This is a genomic window from Geodermatophilus sp. SYSU D00710, assembly GCF_054050195.1.
This window is the reverse complement of the sequence record NZ_JBJGYX010000016.1, coordinates 38,555-53,958: the sequence shown is the minus strand read 5'-3', so window position 1 is coordinate 53,958 and position 15,404 is coordinate 38,555. Positions and strand designations below refer to the sequence as shown.

Sequence of the window (15,404 nt, the reverse complement as noted above, 5' to 3'; positions counted from 1 at the left end):
TACGGAAGTGGACCTACCACAGTGTGTGATCTCCATTACAGTGGCGCGGCATCCGCGGACGGCCCGCCGCCCGCGGATGCTCTCCGCCGACCGGGGAACGCGGGGCCGCCCGGCGGCAACCACCGCTGGGAGGTCTAGATGCCGGACAGTTCTCTCTCCGGCGGGGACGTCGTCCTCGTGACGGCTGCCCTCGTCGTCTCGCTCGCGGCGCTGCTCTTCGCCGCGTCACTGGTCCGCGCCGTGATGGGCGCCGACCAGGGCACGACGCGGATGCGGGACATCGCGCGCGCGGTGCAGGAGGGAGCCGGCGCCTATCTACGGCGCCAGTTCAGGACCCTCGGCGTCTTCGCCGTCGTCGTCTTCCTGCTGCTCCTCGTCCTGCCGGTCGCCGAGGGCGGCTGGGGGACCCGCATCGCCCGGGCCGTGTTCTTCCTCGTCGGTGCGCTCTTCTCCGCCGCCGTGGGCTTCATCGGCATGACCCTGGCCACCCGCGGCAACGTCCGGGTCGCCGCCGCCGCCCAGGCCGGGGGCTACCGCCCGGCCTTCCGCATCGCGTACCGCACCGGTGGGGTCTGCGGGATGATCACCGTCGGGCTCGGTCTCTTCGGCGCCTCGCTGGCGCTGCTGCTCTTCGACGACACCGCGCCGGTGGTCCTCGAGGGCTTCGCCTTCGGCGGCGCCCTGCTGGCCATGTTCATGCGTGTCGGCGGCGGGATCTTCACCAAGGCCGCCGACGTCGGCGCCGACCTCGTCGGCAAGGTCGAGGCCGGCATCCCCGAGGACGACCCCCGCAACGCCGCGACCATCGCCGACAACGTGGGCGACAACGTCGGCGACTGCGCGGGCATGGCCGCCGACCTCTTCGAGTCCTACGCCGTCACCCTGGTCGCCGCGCTCATCCTCGGCCAGGTCTTCTTCGGCGCCGACGGGATGGTCTTCCCCATCGTGGTGGCCGGCATCGGCGTGCTCGCCTCGGTCGTCGGCATCCTCGCCAGCAACCCCGGCAAGGGCGACTCCAGCGGCCTGGCGCCCATCAACCGCGGCTTCTTCACCTCCGCGGTGGTCTCCCTCGTGCTCGTCGCCGCGGCGGCCTTCACCGTCCTCCCCAGCGTGGCCGACGTCCCCGACTCGGTGGTCAACCCGCAGGTGCTCGGGTTCGTCTCGGTCGTCATCGGGATCGTCCTGGCCGCGGCCATCCAGCAGCTCACCGGCTACTTCACCGAGACCTCCCGCAAGCCGGTCCGCGACGTCGGCCAGAGCTCCCTCACCGGGCCCGCCACCGTCGTCCTGTCGGGCATCTCCCTGGGCCTCGAGTCGGCCGTCTACGCGGCCCTGCTCATCGGCGGCGCGGTCTACGGCGCCTTCCTCATCGGCGGCGGCGCGGCCCTCTACGCCGTCGCGCTCGCCGGCTGTGGCCTGCTCACCACCGCGGGCGTGATCGTCTCCATGGACACCTTCGGCCCGGTCAGCGACAACGCGCAGGGCATCGCCGAGATGTCCGGCGACATCGACGAGACCGGCGCCCGCGTGCTGACCGACCTCGACGCGGTGGGCAACACCACCAAGGCGATCACCAAGGGCATCGCCATCGCCACTGCCGTCCTGGCCGCGACCGCGCTGTTCGGGTCCTACAACGAGCAGGTCCGCACCGCGCTGGGCGACGTCGACCTCGCGCAGTCGTTCAGCCTCGTCGAACCGGACAACGTCGTCGGCGCGGTGATCGGCGCCGCGGTCGTCTTCCTCTTCTCCGGCCTGGCGATCAACGCCGTCTCCCGGGCCGCCGGGCGGGTCGTGTTCGAGGTGCGCGAGCAGTTCCGCACGCGTCCCGGGATCATGGACTACACCGAGCGGCCGGACTACTCCGCCGTCGTCGACATCTGCACGAAGGACTCGCTGCGGGAGCTCGCGACGCCCGGCCTGCTCGCCGTCCTCGCGCCGGTCGCGGTCGGTTTCGGCCTCGGCTTCGGTCCGCTGGCGGCCTACCTCGTCGGCGCCATCGCGACGGGCACGCTCATGGCCGTGTTCCTCGCCAACTCCGGCGGCGCCTGGGACAACGCCAAGAAGATGGTCGAGGACGGGGCGTACGGCGGGAAGGGGACCGAGGCGCACGCCGCCACGGTCATCGGGGACACCGTCGGCGACCCGTTCAAGGACACCGCGGGTCCGGCGATCAACCCGCTCATCAAGGTGATGAACCTGGTGGCGCTGCTGATCGCCCCGGCGGTCGTCAGCCTGTCGGTCGGCGAGGACGCCAACACGGCGGTCCGGCTGCTCATCGCGGCCGTCGCCGCGCTGATCGTCATCGGTGCCGTGGTGGTGTCCAAGCGGCGCTCCGTCGTCGTCGGCGACGCCGGCGGCGGACCGGCCGGGACGCTGCCCACGACCGCGACGAACCCGATCGCGACGCACCCGCACGCGACACCTCCCGCCGCGACGACCCCGACCGGGACCAGCGCCCCGACCACGACCGCTCCCTGACCGCACGCCGCGAGCCTCCGCCCGGACACCCGCCGGGCAGAGGCCCGCGGCGTGCCCTGTGGACGGCCGGCCGGGTTGTGGACGGCTCGCCGCGGCCGGTCACCGCCCGGTCCTAGCGTCCGCTCCGCCGACCCGGTCCCGGGCCGGCAGCGACGCCGGGAGGGGCCGTGTCCGTATCCATCGCCATCCAGCTCGACGCCGTCCAGGCGCTGGGCGAGGAGCTGGCCGCACTCGCCGGCGAGCTGTCCGCCGACGCCGACCTGTGTGCCTCGACCGCGGTGTCCCTGGACACCGCGGCACCCGGGGAGGTGTCCGCCGCCGCCGGTCTCACCGGCCGGGCGTGGGCCAGGGTGGTGGCCGACTGCGCGGACGGCGCCGACGCGGCCGCGCGGGCGCTGCTGGCCGCGGTCCAGGGCTACCGCCTCACCGACGCCGCGCTCTCCGACCGGGTCCTGGCCACCCGGACCGCCACCGGGGCCGGGGCCGGGGCCGGGGCGTGAGCACGCCCGGCCTGACCGCCGTCGCCGGCTGGGACACGCCCCTGCTCGACGGCGCCGTCGCCACGCTCGAGGCGGTGACCGAGCGCCTGCCCCCGTGGCGGGCACGGATGGAGGCGGTGGCGCGCTCCCTCGCCGACGCCGAGTGCTGGTCGGGACCGGCAGCATCGGCCGCCGCGGACGCCCTCGACGACGTGTCCCGGGTCGTGACGGAGGTGACCGGCGCGCTCGGCACCTCCCTCGACCGGCTCCGGGAGACCGCCCGCGAGGCGCGCACCGCCCAGGAGCTGGCGGCCCAGGCCCTGGCCGCCGCCGCGGCGTCGGGGATGACGCTGGACGAGGCGGGTGGTGTCACCGCGCCCGCTCCCGTCGCGCCGCCCGCCGACGCCTCGCCCGACGCACTCGCCGCTCACGACGACCGGCTCGCCGAGCAGGCGGCCGCGGCCGAGCGGGTCGCCGGGACCGCCGCCCAGGCGCTGCGTGCCGCCGCGCGCGCCGCTGCTGCGGCCGGGGACTCCGCGGCTCCGGTCGCGGCCCTCGCCCCCTTCGGCTTCCGGCCCGCCGGTTTCGCCGGCCTCGCCGCGACCGTCCTGCCCGACGGCGTGTGGATCCCGTCGTGCCTCCCGGTCGCCGGGACGGCGCCGGCGTCGGTGGCGGCGTGGTGGGCCGGGCTGTCCGAGCCGGCCCGGGACCAGCTGATCGACGTGGAGACCCGGCTCGTCGGGAGCCTGGACGGCCTGCCCGCCTGGGCGCGGGACCAGGCCAACCGGCAGCTGCTCTCCCGGGCGCTGGAGGACCCCACCTCCGAGGGGTACGCGACGGCGCGGGCGGCCGCCGACGAGATCGCGGCCGAGGAGGCGGCCGGGCGGACGGTCCAGCTGTGGTCCTTCGACGCCGACGACCACCTCGTGGCCCTCGCCTACGGCGACCTCGACGCGGCCGAGGACGTCGCCGTGCTGGTGCCGGGGGTCGGGAACGGCGTCGACGACCTCGACGACCTCGGCGACGACGCGCAGGCCGTCGCCGACGCGGCGCGGGCGGCCGGCTCCGCCGCCTCGGTGGCCGCCGTGGCCTGGCTGGGCTACCGGCCCCCGGGCCACGTCCTCCATCCCGCCGCCTGGGTCGAGGGGCGGGCGGGAACCGGCGGGAGGGCGCTCGCCGGGGACCTGGCCGGTCTGCGCGCCGCACGCGCGGGCGATCCCGCGCCCGGGGCGGCCGTGCCCCGCGTCACCGTGGTGGCGCACAGCTACGGGACCGTCGTGGTCGATCGCGCCTCGGAGGAGCGCGGGGAGCTCGCGGCCGCCGCGCTGGTCCTCCTCGGCAGCCCTGGCATGGACGGCCCGGCGTCGGACCTCGAGGCGGCGGAGGTCCACGAGGCCTCCGCGCTGCTCGACCCGGTCACGTGGCTGGTGGACGTCCACGGCACGGAGACCGACGACGAGGACTTCGGTGCCGCGCCGCTGCCGGCGGACTGGGACACCTGGCACACCTGGTTCCTCGAGCCGGACCGGCCGACCCTCGCCGCCGTCGGGGAGGTGGTCGCCGGCCTCCGTGCGCCGGACTGACCCGCCCGCCGGCCTCCGGGAACAGCCACGGTGCTGCGCCGTTGGACGCGGTGACGGCGCGCCCACCCGGGGTCGCCAGCCGGTCGCGTTCCGCGGTCGTGGCCTACCGTGGCCCGCCGAGGGGGCGCACCGGGTGCCGACACCGCACCCGCCGCCGACCGAGCACCACCGACAGGAGCACCGTGCCCACGAAGACCACCAAGAACGGCGAGAGCGCCGGCCGGACGGCCGGCGGCACCAGCACGCCCGCCCGCCGCCGGACCGCCGCCACCGGGGGCGGCCGCCCACTGGTCATCGTGGAGTCGCCGACCAAGGCCGGGAAGATCGCCGGCTACCTCGGCAACGGCTACGTCGTCGAGGCCAGCGTGGGGCACATCCGTGACCTGCCCCGCAACGCCGCCGACGTCCCTGCCGAGCACAAGGGCGCGCCCTGGGCACGGCTGGGCGTCGACGTCGACAACGCGTTCGAGCCGCTCTACGTCATCAGCCCCGACCGCAAGCAGCAGGTGAGCCGGCTCAGGCAGCTGGTCAAGGACGCCAGCGAGGTCTACCTCGCGACCGACGAGGACCGCGAGGGCGAGGCCATCGCCTGGCACCTGGTCGACACCCTCAAGCCGCGGGTCCCGGTCCGCCGGATGGTCTTCCACGAGATCACCCCCGAGGCGATCGCCCGCGCCGTGGCCAACCCGCGCGACCTCGACACCGCGCTGGTCGACGCGCAGGAGACCCGCCGCATCCTCGACCGGCTCTACGGCTACGAGGTCAGCCCGGTGCTGTGGAAGAAGGTGCTGCCCCGGCTCTCGGCCGGCCGCGTGCAGTCGGTGGCCACCCGCATCGTCGTCGAGCGCGAGCGGGAGCGGATGGCGTTCACCGCCGCCGACTACTGGTCCCTCGACGGCGTCTTCGCCGTCCCCGGGCGCACCGGCGCCGACGCGGGCGAGCCCACGACGCTGCGCGCCCGCCTGGTCAGCGTCGACGACAGCCGCGTGGCCACCGGCCGCGACTTCGACCCGGCCACCGGCCAGGTCACCGGCGACGTCGTGCACCTCGACGAGGCCGGCGCCCGCGGCCTGGCCGCCCGGCTCGAGGGCCGGCAGGTGACGGTCGGCCGGGTCGACGAGAAGCCCTACCGGCGGCGCCCCTACGCACCCTTCACCACCTCCACACTGCAGATGGAGGCCGGCCGCAAGCTCGGCTGGTCCTCGGCGCAGGTGATGCGGGTCGCCCAGCGGCTGTACGAGAACGGCCACATCACCTACATGCGGACCGACTCGACCAACCTCTCCGACGAGGCGATCAACGCCGCCCGCACCCAGGCCCGCCAGCTCTACGGCGACGCCTACGTCCCCGCCGAGGCCCGTCGCTACAGCAAGAAGGCCAAGGGCGCGCAGGAGGCGCACGAGGCGATCCGGCCCGCCGGCGACTCGTTCCGCACCCCCGGCCAGCTCGCCGGCCAGCTCGCCCGCGACGAGTTCCGCCTCTACGAGCTGATCTGGCAGCGCACCGTCGCCTCCCAGATGGCGGACGCGGTCGGGCAGACGGTGAGCATCCGGCTGGCCGGCCGCAGCGCCACCGACGAGCGGGTCGAGTTCACCGCCAGCGGCCGCACCATCACCTTCCCCGGCTTCCTGCGCGCCTACGTCGAGTCCCGCGACGAGGGCGCCACCGGCGGTGACGACGAGCCCGGCAGCGACGACGCCGAGCGCCGGCTGCCCCGCGTCGAGCGCGGCCAGCTGCTCGACACCCGGTCGCTGGAGCCCAAGGGCCACACCACGACGCCGCCGTCGCGCTACACCGAGCCGAGCCTGGTCGCCCGGCTCGAGGAGCTGGGCATCGGCCGCCCGTCGACCTACGCGTCGATCATGCAGACCATCCAGGACCGCGGGTACGTGTGGAAGAAGGGCGCCGCGCTGGTGCCCTCCTTCACCGCCTTCGCGGTGGTCAACCTGCTCGAGCAGCACTTCGCCGCGCTGGTCGACTACGACTTCACCGCGTCGCTGGAGAACGAGCTCGACGAGATCGCCAGCGGCGAACTGGGCCGGGTCGACTGGCTGACCGAGTTCTACTTCGGCGGCGAGGGTCGGCACGCCGGCGGCATCGCGGCCTCCGGCGGGCTCAAGCAGGTCATCGGCCAGCAGCTGGAGGAGATCGACGCCCGGGGGGTGAACTCCATCCCGCTGCGCGCCACCGGCCCCGACGGCGGCCCGGTCGTCGTCCGCGTCGGCCGCTACGGCCCCTACCTGCAGGCCGGCGGGGAGGACGGCGCGCGCGTCAGCCTCCCCGAGGACCTCGCGCCCGACGAGCTGACCAGCGAGAAGGTCGCCGAGCTGCTCGCCGCGCCCACCGGTGACCGGCAGCTGGGCACCGACCCCGAGGCCGGCCACCCGGTGGTGGTCAAGGCCGGCCGCTACGGCCCGTACGTCACCACCGTCGTCCCCGAGGGCAGCAAGGACAGTCCCCGCACGGCCAGCCTCTTCTCGTCGATGTCCCCGGAGACGGTGACCCTCGAGCAGGCCCTGCAGCTGCTCACCCTGCCCCGCACCGTGGGCACCGCGCCCGACGGCGAGGAGATCCAGGCGCTCAACGGCCGGTACGGGCCCTACCTGAAGAAGGGCAGCGACTCCCGCTCGCTGGAGAGCGAGGACCGGCTGTTCACCGTCACCCTCGACGAGGCCCTGGCGGTCTTCGCCCAGCCCAAGCAGCGGGGACGGCGGGCCGCGGCGGCGCCGCTCAAGGAGCTGGGTCCCGACCCGGTGACGCAGGGCCAGATCACCGTCCGCGAGGGCCGCTTCGGTCCCTACGTCACCGACGGCGAGACCAACGCCAGCCTGCGCAAGGGCGACGCGGTCGACACGATCTCGCTCGACCGGGCCGCCGAGCTGCTCGCCGACCGCCGCAGCCGGCCGGCCGCGACCAAGAAGAAGGCCACCAAGAAGACGACGGCGGCCACCAAGACCACCGCGAAGAAGACCGCCGCCAAGAAGACGACGGCCAAGAAGACCACCGCGAAGAAGACCGCCGCACCTGCCGACGCCGTCCCCGCGAGCTGACCGCGGCCGTGACCGGCCCCCTCGACCCCGCCGAGCACCAGCGGCGGCGGACGTCGTTCGGGTCGGTCGCGGCCGAGTACGCCGCCCTGCGCCCGGGTTACCCGCCCGACGCCGTGGGGTTCCTGCTCGGCGGGCGGCCGCTGCGGGTGCTCGACCTGGGTGCCGGCACCGGCCTGCTCACCGACGTCCTGCTCGCCGCCGGGCACGAGGTGGTGGCGGTCGACCTGTCCGCGCGGATGCTCGACCAACTGCGCGCCCGCCACCCCGGCGTGCCGGCGCGCGTCGGCGGCGCGGAGGAGATCCCGCTGCCCGACCGCAGCGTCGACGCCGTGGTCGCCGGCCAGGCCGCGCACTGGTTCGACCCCGACCCGGCGGCCCGCGAGCTGCGCCGCGTCCTGCGGCCCGGCGGCGTGGTCGGCCTGGTGTGGAACACCCGCGACGAGTCCGTGCCGTGGGTCGCCGCCCTGGGCGCCGCGCTGGCCGCCGAGGCCCGCGACCACGAGGCCGACCAGGGCGTCGTCGCCGCCGTCGCGCGGGTCCTGCCCGCCGACGTCGCCACGCACCGGTCGGGCACGGTGCAGCGGGTGACGCCCGAGCAGGTCGTCCGCGGCATCGGCACCCGCAGCTACGTGGCCACCATGACCGCCGAGCGGCGCGCGGCCTTCCTCGGCGGCCTGCGCGACCTGCTGGCCACCCACCCGGACACGGCCGGCCGGGACCTGCTGGACCTGCCGTACCGGACCGACGCCTACCGGCTCACCCCGCGCTGACCGGTCGCGAGCCCACCGCGAACACCCGCCGGAACGGCAGCACGGTCGTGCCGTCGGGCCGCACCGGGTACGCCTCGCGCAGCGCCGCGGCGTAGGCGGCGGTCAGCCCGGCGGCGGCGTCGTCGTCGAGCCGGGCGAGCACCGGCCGCAGCACCGTGCTCCGCACCCAGGTCAGCACCGGGTCGGGCCCATGCAGCACGTGCAGGTAGGTGGTCTCCCACACGTCGGCCGTCAGCCCGGCGGCCACCAGCACGTCGAGGTAGCCGGCCGGGTCGAGGACCGGCTCCGGCGGGGGAGCGGCCGCCGCGAGCCGCCCCGACCACTCCGGGGCGGCACACAGGTCGGCCAGCAGCCGGTGCGTCGGCGCGCGGTGGTTGCCGGGCACCTGCACCGCCAGCCGGCCGCCGGGCGCCAGGTACCCGGCCCAGCGCGCCAGCAGGCCGGCGTGGCCGGGCACCCAGTGCAGGACGGCGTTGGAGACGACGACGTCGACCGGCTCGTCCGGACGCCAGTCGCGGACGTCGCCGAGCTCGAAGCCGACCCGCCCGTCGACGGCGTGCGCCGCGGCCGCGGCGAGCATCTCCGGGGAGGAGTCGACGCCGGTCACCCGCGCCTCCGGCCACCGTGCGGCGAGCGAGGCGGTCAGCGCCCCCTCGCCGCAGCCGAGGTCGACGACGACCCGCGGCTCGCGCGCGTCGACGCGGGCCAGCAGGTCGGCGAAGGGGCGCGCCCGCTCGCCGGCGTAGCGCAGGTAGGTCGCGGGGTCCCAGGCGGTGTCCACGGCAGCGACGCTAGGCCCGCGGCGGACCCGGGGACGTCGCACCCGGCCGGTACCGTGGACCGGCCTCGACCACTCCGCCAGCCATCCCCGGGAGCACCCGATCGACGTCCATCCGCGCCTGCCCGGCCGCGGGCTGTTCGTCGCCTTCGAGGGTGGGGAGGGCACCGGCAAGTCCACCCAGGCCGGCCTGCTGTTCGACTGGCTGGGGCTGCACGAGGTCCCGGCACGGCTGACCTCCGAGCCGGGCGGTACCGGGCCCGGCGCCCGCATCCGCGCACTGCTGCTCGACCCCGCCACCGGCGACCTCGCGCCCCGGGCCGAGGCGCTGCTCTACGCCGCCGACCGCGCCCACCACGTGCACGCGGTGGTCCGCCCGGCGCTCGAGGCCGGCGAGGTCGTCGTCACCGACCGGTACGTGGACAGCTCGCTGGCCTACCAGGGCGCCGGCCGGGCGCTGGCGCTGGAGGAGGTCCGCCGGCTGTCGGAGTGGGCCACCGGGGGGCTGGTCCCCGACCTCACCGTGCTGCTCGACCTGCCGCCCGACGCGGGGCTCGCGCGGGCGCTGGGCCGCGCCGCGGCCGACCGGCTGGAGTCGGAGTCGCTGGAGTTCCACGAGCGGGTCCGCGCCACGTTCCGATCGCTGGCCGCCGCCGAGCCGCACCGTTACCTGGTCCTCGACGCCGGCCTGCCCGCCGAGGAGATCGCCGCCGCCGTGCGCGATCGGGTCGCCGCCCTGCTGCCCGGGCGGGTCGCATGACCGAGCTCGCGAGGTCGCCAGGAGGCACAGCCGCGCCGGCCGGGGTGTGGTCCGAGGTGATCGGCCAGCCGGCCGTCGTCGCCGAGCTGCGCGCCGCGGTCGCCGACCCCGCCGCCATGACCCACGCGTGGCTGTTCACCGGACCGCCGGGGTCGGGCCGCTCGGTCGCCGCGCGGGCCTTCGCCGCGGCGCTGCAGTGCCCCGACGGCGGCGACGGCACGTGCCACGAGTGCCGCACCGTGCTGGCCGGCACCCACGCCGACCTCAACCTCATCGTCCCGGAGGGGTTGTCGATCGGCGTCCTGGAGGCACGCGAGCTGGTGCGCATCGCCGGCCGGGCCCCCTCCCAGGGCCGCTGGCAGATGATCATCGTCGAGGACGCCGACCGGATGAGCGAGGCCGCGGCCAACGCGGTGCTCAAGATGATCGAGGAGCCACCACCCCGCACCGTGGTGATGCTCTGCGCGCCGAGCCTGCACCCGGAGGACGTGCCGGTCACCATCCGGTCCCGCTGCCGCGTCGTCGGCCTGCGCACCCCGCCGGTCGACGCCGTCGCCGACGTGCTGGTGCGCCGCGACGGCGTCGACCCGGCCCTGGCCGCCTGGGCCGCGGCCGCCGCCGGCGGTCACGTCGGGCGGGCGCGCCACCTGGCACGCGACGAGAGCGCCCGGCTGCTGCGCAAGGCCGTCCTCGACATCCCGCTGTCCCTGGTCTCGCTGGCCGCCTGCCTCACCGCCGCCGACGACCTGGTCGGCGCGGCCAAGGAGGAGTCCGACCGCACCAGCGCCGCACTCGACGCGCCGGAGACCGAGGCGGTCAAGACCAGCCTCGGGGTCGGCGCGCGGGGACCGGGGGTGGCCGCCTCCCGCGGTGGCGCCGGCCAGCTCAAGGAGCTCGAGCGGCGGCAGAAGAGCCGCGCCACCCGGATCGGCCGCGACTCGCTCGACCGCGCGCTGGTCGACCTCGCCGGGCTCTACCGCGACGCCCTCGTCCTGCACGCCGCTCCCGCTGCGGGGCTGCCGCTCAACCACCCCGACCGGCGGGCCGACGCCGAGGAACTGGCCCGGCGGATCGGTGCGGAGGGCGCGCTGCGGCGCATCGACGCGGTGCTCGCCTGCCGCACCGCACTCGAGCAGAACGTCAAGCCGCAGGTCGCCGTCGAGGCGCTCACCGTGGCGCTGCGGCTGCCGGCCTGACCGCCGGGCCTGCGCGGGCGCGGCCGGCCGGTGCCGTACTCTGGACGCCGCACGCCCGCCGCCTTAGCTCAGTCGGTAGAGCATCTCACTCGTAATGAGAAGGTCGTCGGTTCGATTCCGACAGGCGGCTCTCCTCCTCCCCGGGGCTCCCGTCCCCCGGGACGACGGCCCCCGGCCATGGCACGATCCCGGCCGTGACCAGCGGAGCCGCCGACGCCCAGCGCCTGCGCGACCTCGCCCGGCTGCGCCGCGTCCGCGACCGGATCGACCGCGAGTACGCCCAGCCGCTCGACGTCGAGGCGCTCGCCCGCGGCGTCCACGTCTCGGCCGGGCACCTGAGCCGCGAGTTCCGACGCGCCTACGGGGAGTCGCCCTACTCCTACCTGATGACCCGGCGCATCGAGCGGGCGATGGCCCTGCTGCGCCGCGGCGACCTCGGCGTCACCGAGGTCTGCTTCGCGGTCGGCTGCTCCTCGCTGGGCACCTTCAGCACCCGCTTCACCGAGCTGGTCGGGATGCCGCCGAGCACCTACCGGCGGCTCGCCACGGAGGGCACCCAGGGCCTCCCCGCGTGCGTCGCCAAGCAGGTCACCCGACCGGTCAGGAATCGAGAAGCACGGGCCGGTGAGCCGTCCCTAGCGTGACCGCCATGGACCTCACCATCCACACCACCGTCCTCCCGCACACCGACCCCGACGCCTCCCTGACGTTCTGGCGCGACACCCTCGGCTTCCAGGTGCGCACCGACGTCGGGCGGGGCGCGATGCGCTGGATCACCCTCGGCCCCGCCGGCCAGCCCGGCACGTCGGTCCTCCTGGCGCCGCCGGCCGTCGACCCGGGCATCACCGACGACGAGCGCCGCACCATCGCCGAGATGATGGCCAAGGGCACCTACGGGTGGATCCTGCTGGCGACCAAGGACCTCGACGGCACCTTCGACCGGCTGCAGGCCGGCGACGCCGAGGTCGTCCAGGAGCCCACCGAGCAGCCCTACGGCGTGCGAGACTGCGCCTTCCGCGACCCCGCCGGCAACCTGGTCCGCATCCAGCAGGCCGGCTGAGCGCTGCGTCAGCCGGACGGGCGTCGCGCCGTTCCGGTCGTCACCCCCACCCGGTAGACAACGGGGGCGCCGACGACGGCGGCGCCCGCCGGATGGAGGAACGATGAGCACCGCCACCAGCACCGACCCCGGAGCCTCCGCGCGGCACGCCGCCGACAGCCACGACCTGATCCGGGTGCAGGGCGCCCGCGAGAACAACCTCAAGGACGTCACCGTCGAGATCCCCAAGCGCCGGCTGACGGTGTTCACCGGCGTCTCCGGGTCGGGCAAGAGCTCGCTGGTGTTCGACACGATCGCCGCCGAGTCGCAGCGGATGATCAACGAGACCTACAGCGCCTTCGTGCAGGGCTTCATGCCGACGCTGTCGCGCCCGGAGGTCGACCTGCTGGAGGGCCTGACGACGGCGATCATCGTCGACCAGGAGCGGATGGGCGCCAACCCCCGCTCCACCGTCGGCACCGCCACCGACGCCAACGCGATGCTGCGGATCCTGTTCAGCCGGCTCGGGCAGCCGCACATCGGCCCGCCCAACGCCTACTCGTTCAACATCCCCACCGTACGGGCGAGCGGCGCCATCACCGTGGAGCGCGGCGCGAAGACCAAGGCCGAGAAGGCGACGTTCACCCGCCTCGGCGGCATGTGCCCGCGCTGCGAGGGCATGGGCTCGGTCACCGACTTCGACCTGACCGCGCTCTACGACGAGACGAAGTCGCTCAGCGAGGGCGCCCTGACCGTCCCCGGCTACAGCATGGACGGCTGGTACGGCCGCATCTTCAGCGGCGCCGGCCTGCCCATGGACAAGCCGATCCGGGACTTCACGGACGAGGAGCGGCACACGCTCCTGTACGGCGAGCCGACGAAGATCAAGGTGGAGGGGATCAACCTCACCTACGAGGGCGTCATCCCCAAGATCCAGAAGTCGATCCTGTCCAAGGACGTCGACGCACTCCAGCCGCACGTCCGCGCGTTCGTCGAGCGGGTCATCACCTTCACCACGTGTCCCGACTGCGACGGCACCCGGCTGGCCCCGGAGGCCAGGTCGTCGACGATCCGCGGCACGAGCATCGCCGACGTCTGCCGGATGCAGATCAGCGACCTCGCCGAGTGGATCCGGGACCTCGACGAGCCCTCGGTGGCGCCCCTGCTCGCCGGCCTGCAGCACCTGCTCGACTCGTTCGCGAGGATCGGGCTGGGCTACCTCTCCCTCGAGCGGCCGGCGGGCACGCTGTCCGGCGGCGAGGCGCAGCGCACCAAGATGATCCGCCACCTCGGGTCCTCGCTGACCGACGTCACCTACGTCTTCGACGAGCCGACCATCGGGCTGCACCCGCACGACATCGAGCGGATGAACGACCTGCTGCTGCAGCTGCGGGACAAGGGCAACACGGTGCTGGTCGTGGAGCACAAGCCCGAGACGATCGCGATCGCCGACCACGTCGTCGACCTCGGCCCCGGCGCCGGCGCCGGCGGGGGCGAGGTGGTCTTCGAGGGCACCGTCGAGCGGCTGCGGGCCAGCGGCACGCTGACCGGGCGGCACCTCGACGACCGGGCGTCCCTGAAGCCGGCGGTGCGGACGCCGTCGGGAGCCCTGGAGGTCCGCGGCGCCCGCACCCACAACCTGCAGGACGTCGACGTCGACGTCCCGCTCGGCGTGCTGGTGGTGCTGACCGGCGTGGCCGGGTCCGGCAAGAGCTCCCTGGTCCACGGCTCGGTCGCCGGGCGCGACGGCGTGGTCGTGGTCGACCAGGGCGCCATCCGCGGGTCCCGGCGGAGCAACCCGGCCACCTACACCGGGCTGCTCGAGCCGATCCGCAAGGCGTTCGCGAAGGCCAACGGCGTGAAGCCGGCGCTGTTCAGCGCCAACTCCGAGGGCGCCTGCCCCACCTGCAACGGCGCCGGCGTCGTCTACACCGACCTGGGCGTCATGGCCACCGTCGAGTCGGTCTGCGAGGAGTGCGAGGGCCGGCGCTTCCAGGCCTCGGTGCTGGAGTACACGCTCGGCGGCCGCGACATCGCCGAGGTCCTCGCGATGTCGGTGACCGAGGCGGAGGAGTTCTTCGGTGCCGGGGAGGCGCGCACGCCGGCCGCGCACGCGATCCTCGACCGGCTCGCCGACGTCGGGCTCGGGTACCTCGGCATCGGCCAGCCCCTGACCACGCTGTCCGGCGGCGAACGGCAGCGGCTCAAGCTGGCCACCCGCATGGCCGAGAAGGGCGGCGTCTACGTCCTCGACGAGCCGACCACCGGCCTGCACCTCGCCGACGTCGAGAACCTCCTCGGCCTGCTCGACCGGCTGGTCGACTCGGGGAAGTCGGTGATCGTCATCGAGCACCACCAGGCGGTCATGGCGCACGCCGACTGGATCATCGACCTCGGCCCCGGCGCCGGCCACGACGGCGGCCGCGTGGTGTTCGAGGGCACACCCGCCGACCTCGTCGCCGCCCGGTCCACCCTCACCGGCGAGCACCTGGCGGCCTACGTGGGCGGGTGAGAGGGGTCTCCTGCTCCGCCCGGCTCCACTTCACCGCGGTCCGTGCCGATGCCTCTGGACGGGAGCGGACCCAGGACCGGGACGCGGAGACGGAGGACGGAGCATGACGACGCCGGGAGTGGACCACCCCGAGGAGAAGGCGGTGCTCGACGTCAAGGCGACCAGCCGCGCCGACGTCCTGACCAGCTTCGTCGAGCGGGTGTCGGGCTCGGAGCTGGTGGTCAGCGTCGGCGAGGACGCCCAGAAGCGGCGCGTGCGGCTCGACACCGGGGAGCAGCTGGAGCTGATCTGGCGCGGCCCGGAGGAGCTGCGGTCGCTGCCCGCCGAGCTCGTCGAGGTGGTCGCCGGGGACCCGCCGACCTGGCGGCTGAAGGCGGTCGGGCCGGCGTCACGGGGGCAGCGGCGCAACGCCGTGCGCGCCCCGATGTCGGTGCCGATCGAGGTCGCCGTGGGGGAGCGGCTGCTGGCCGGGACGACCATCGACCTCAGCGAGGGCGGCACGCGCTGCCTGCTGACCGGCAAGCCCGGGGCGGAGCGGCCCGAGATCGAGGTCGGCGCCGTGCTGTCCGTGGTCGTCGACCTCGACGGGGACCGGGTGGCCACCAAGGCCGAGGTGATCCGCCGCCACCCGCGGGAGGACGCCCACACCGAGCTGTCCCTGCGCTTCGTCGGCCTGGGGGAGCGGCGCGAGGACGCCATCCGGCGCCGGGTCTTCGCCGAGCTGCGTGACCTGCGCTCACGCGGCCTGATCTGATCCCC

Annotated in this window: 12 protein-coding genes and 1 tRNA gene; 12 read left to right on the top strand and 1 reads right to left on the bottom strand. The window is 75.1% G+C overall.

Going from position 1 to position 15,404, the window contains the following annotated elements; all coding sequences use genetic code 11:
• Positions 1 to 138: 138 nt before the first annotated feature.
• From ACI78U_RS09990 to ACI78U_RS09970, 5 genes are all read left to right on the top strand, one after another.
• Positions 139 to 2,478 (top strand): sodium-translocating pyrophosphatase, encoded by a 2,340-nt coding sequence (locus ACI78U_RS09990; RefSeq protein ID WP_456875152.1) that lies wholly within the window; start codon positions 139 to 141, stop codon positions 2,476 to 2,478.
• 167 nt (positions 2,479 to 2,645) lie between these two features.
• The gene (locus tag ACI78U_RS09985; RefSeq protein ID WP_456875151.1) at positions 2,646 to 2,978 is read left to right on the top strand and encodes a hypothetical protein; all 333 of its coding nucleotides are present in this window, start codon (positions 2,646 to 2,648) and stop codon (positions 2,976 to 2,978) included.
• A complete protein-coding gene (locus ACI78U_RS09980) occupies positions 2,975 to 4,540 on the top strand; it encodes an alpha/beta hydrolase (protein WP_456875150.1) in 1,566 nt (521 codons plus the stop codon). Before ACI78U_RS09985 ends, ACI78U_RS09980 begins: the two co-directional genes overlap by 4 nt.
• Positions 4,541 to 4,722: 182 nt before the next feature.
• Positions 4,723 to 7,590 (top strand): type I DNA topoisomerase, encoded by a 2,868-nt coding sequence (gene topA, locus ACI78U_RS09975; RefSeq protein ID WP_456875149.1) that lies wholly within the window; start codon positions 4,723 to 4,725, stop codon positions 7,588 to 7,590.
• A gap of 8 nt (positions 7,591 to 7,598) precedes the next feature.
• On the top strand, positions 7,599 to 8,360 hold the full coding sequence (locus ACI78U_RS09970) for a class I SAM-dependent methyltransferase (protein WP_456875148.1): 762 nt from the start codon (positions 7,599 to 7,601) through the stop codon (positions 8,358 to 8,360).
• Here ACI78U_RS09970 and ACI78U_RS09965 read toward each other — a convergent pair.
• Complete coding sequence (locus ACI78U_RS09965; protein ID WP_456875147.1) at positions 8,347 to 9,141, bottom strand: trans-aconitate 2-methyltransferase; 795 nt, start codon at positions 9,139 to 9,141, stop codon at positions 8,347 to 8,349. The two genes, ACI78U_RS09970 and ACI78U_RS09965, sit on opposite strands and share 14 nt — an antisense overlap.
• Between ACI78U_RS09965 and tmk the strand changes: the two genes are divergently transcribed.
• From tmk to ACI78U_RS09930, 7 genes are all read left to right on the top strand, one after another.
• A complete protein-coding gene (gene tmk / locus ACI78U_RS09960) occupies positions 9,134 to 9,898 on the top strand; it encodes a dTMP kinase (RefSeq protein ID WP_456875146.1) in 765 nt (254 codons plus the stop codon). The two genes, ACI78U_RS09965 and tmk, sit on opposite strands and share 8 nt — an antisense overlap.
• Positions 9,895 to 11,094, top strand: a complete 1,200-nt coding sequence (locus tag ACI78U_RS09955; protein WP_456875145.1) for a DNA polymerase III subunit delta' — start codon at positions 9,895 to 9,897, stop codon at positions 11,092 to 11,094. Before tmk ends, ACI78U_RS09955 begins: the two co-directional genes overlap by 4 nt.
• A gap of 57 nt (positions 11,095 to 11,151) precedes the next feature.
• Positions 11,152 to 11,224: transfer RNA gene (locus ACI78U_RS09950), tRNA-Thr, on the top strand.
• Positions 11,225 to 11,288: 64 nt separating this feature from the next.
• Positions 11,289 to 11,738: a helix-turn-helix transcriptional regulator gene (locus tag ACI78U_RS09945; protein WP_456875144.1), complete on the top strand. Its 450-nt coding sequence runs from the start codon at positions 11,289 to 11,291 to the stop codon at positions 11,736 to 11,738.
• 5 nt (positions 11,739 to 11,743) lie between these two features.
• Entirely contained in the window at positions 11,744 to 12,154 is a 411-nt protein-coding gene (locus ACI78U_RS09940; RefSeq protein WP_456875143.1) for a VOC family protein, read from the top strand.
• A 103-nt stretch (positions 12,155 to 12,257) separates the two neighbouring features.
• Positions 12,258 to 14,645: an ATP-binding cassette domain-containing protein gene (locus tag ACI78U_RS09935; protein ID WP_456875142.1), complete on the top strand. Its 2,388-nt coding sequence runs from the start codon at positions 12,258 to 12,260 to the stop codon at positions 14,643 to 14,645.
• 103 nt (positions 14,646 to 14,748) lie between these two features.
• The gene (locus ACI78U_RS09930; protein WP_456875141.1) at positions 14,749 to 15,399 is read left to right on the top strand and encodes a flagellar brake protein; all 651 of its coding nucleotides are present in this window, start codon (positions 14,749 to 14,751) and stop codon (positions 15,397 to 15,399) included.
• The last annotated feature ends 5 nt before the right edge of the window (positions 15,400 to 15,404 follow it).

Bases quoted from the DNA above. Each gene is read 5' to 3' on its own strand.
- ACI78U_RS09930 (WP_456875141.1), top strand. From the start codon at position 14,749: ATGACGACGCCGGGAGTGGACCACCCCGAGGAGAAGGCGGTGCTCGAC.
- ACI78U_RS09940 (WP_456875143.1), top strand. From the start codon at position 11,744: ATGGACCTCACCATCCACACCACCGTCCTCCCGCACACCGACCCCGAC.
- ACI78U_RS09990 (WP_456875152.1), top strand. From the start codon at position 139: ATGCCGGACAGTTCTCTCTCCGGCGGGGACGTCGTCCTCGTGACGGCT.
- ACI78U_RS09935 (WP_456875142.1), top strand. From the start codon at position 12,258: ATGAGCACCGCCACCAGCACCGACCCCGGAGCCTCCGCGCGGCACGCC.
- ACI78U_RS09955 (WP_456875145.1), top strand. From the start codon at position 9,895: ATGACCGAGCTCGCGAGGTCGCCAGGAGGCACAGCCGCGCCGGCCGGG.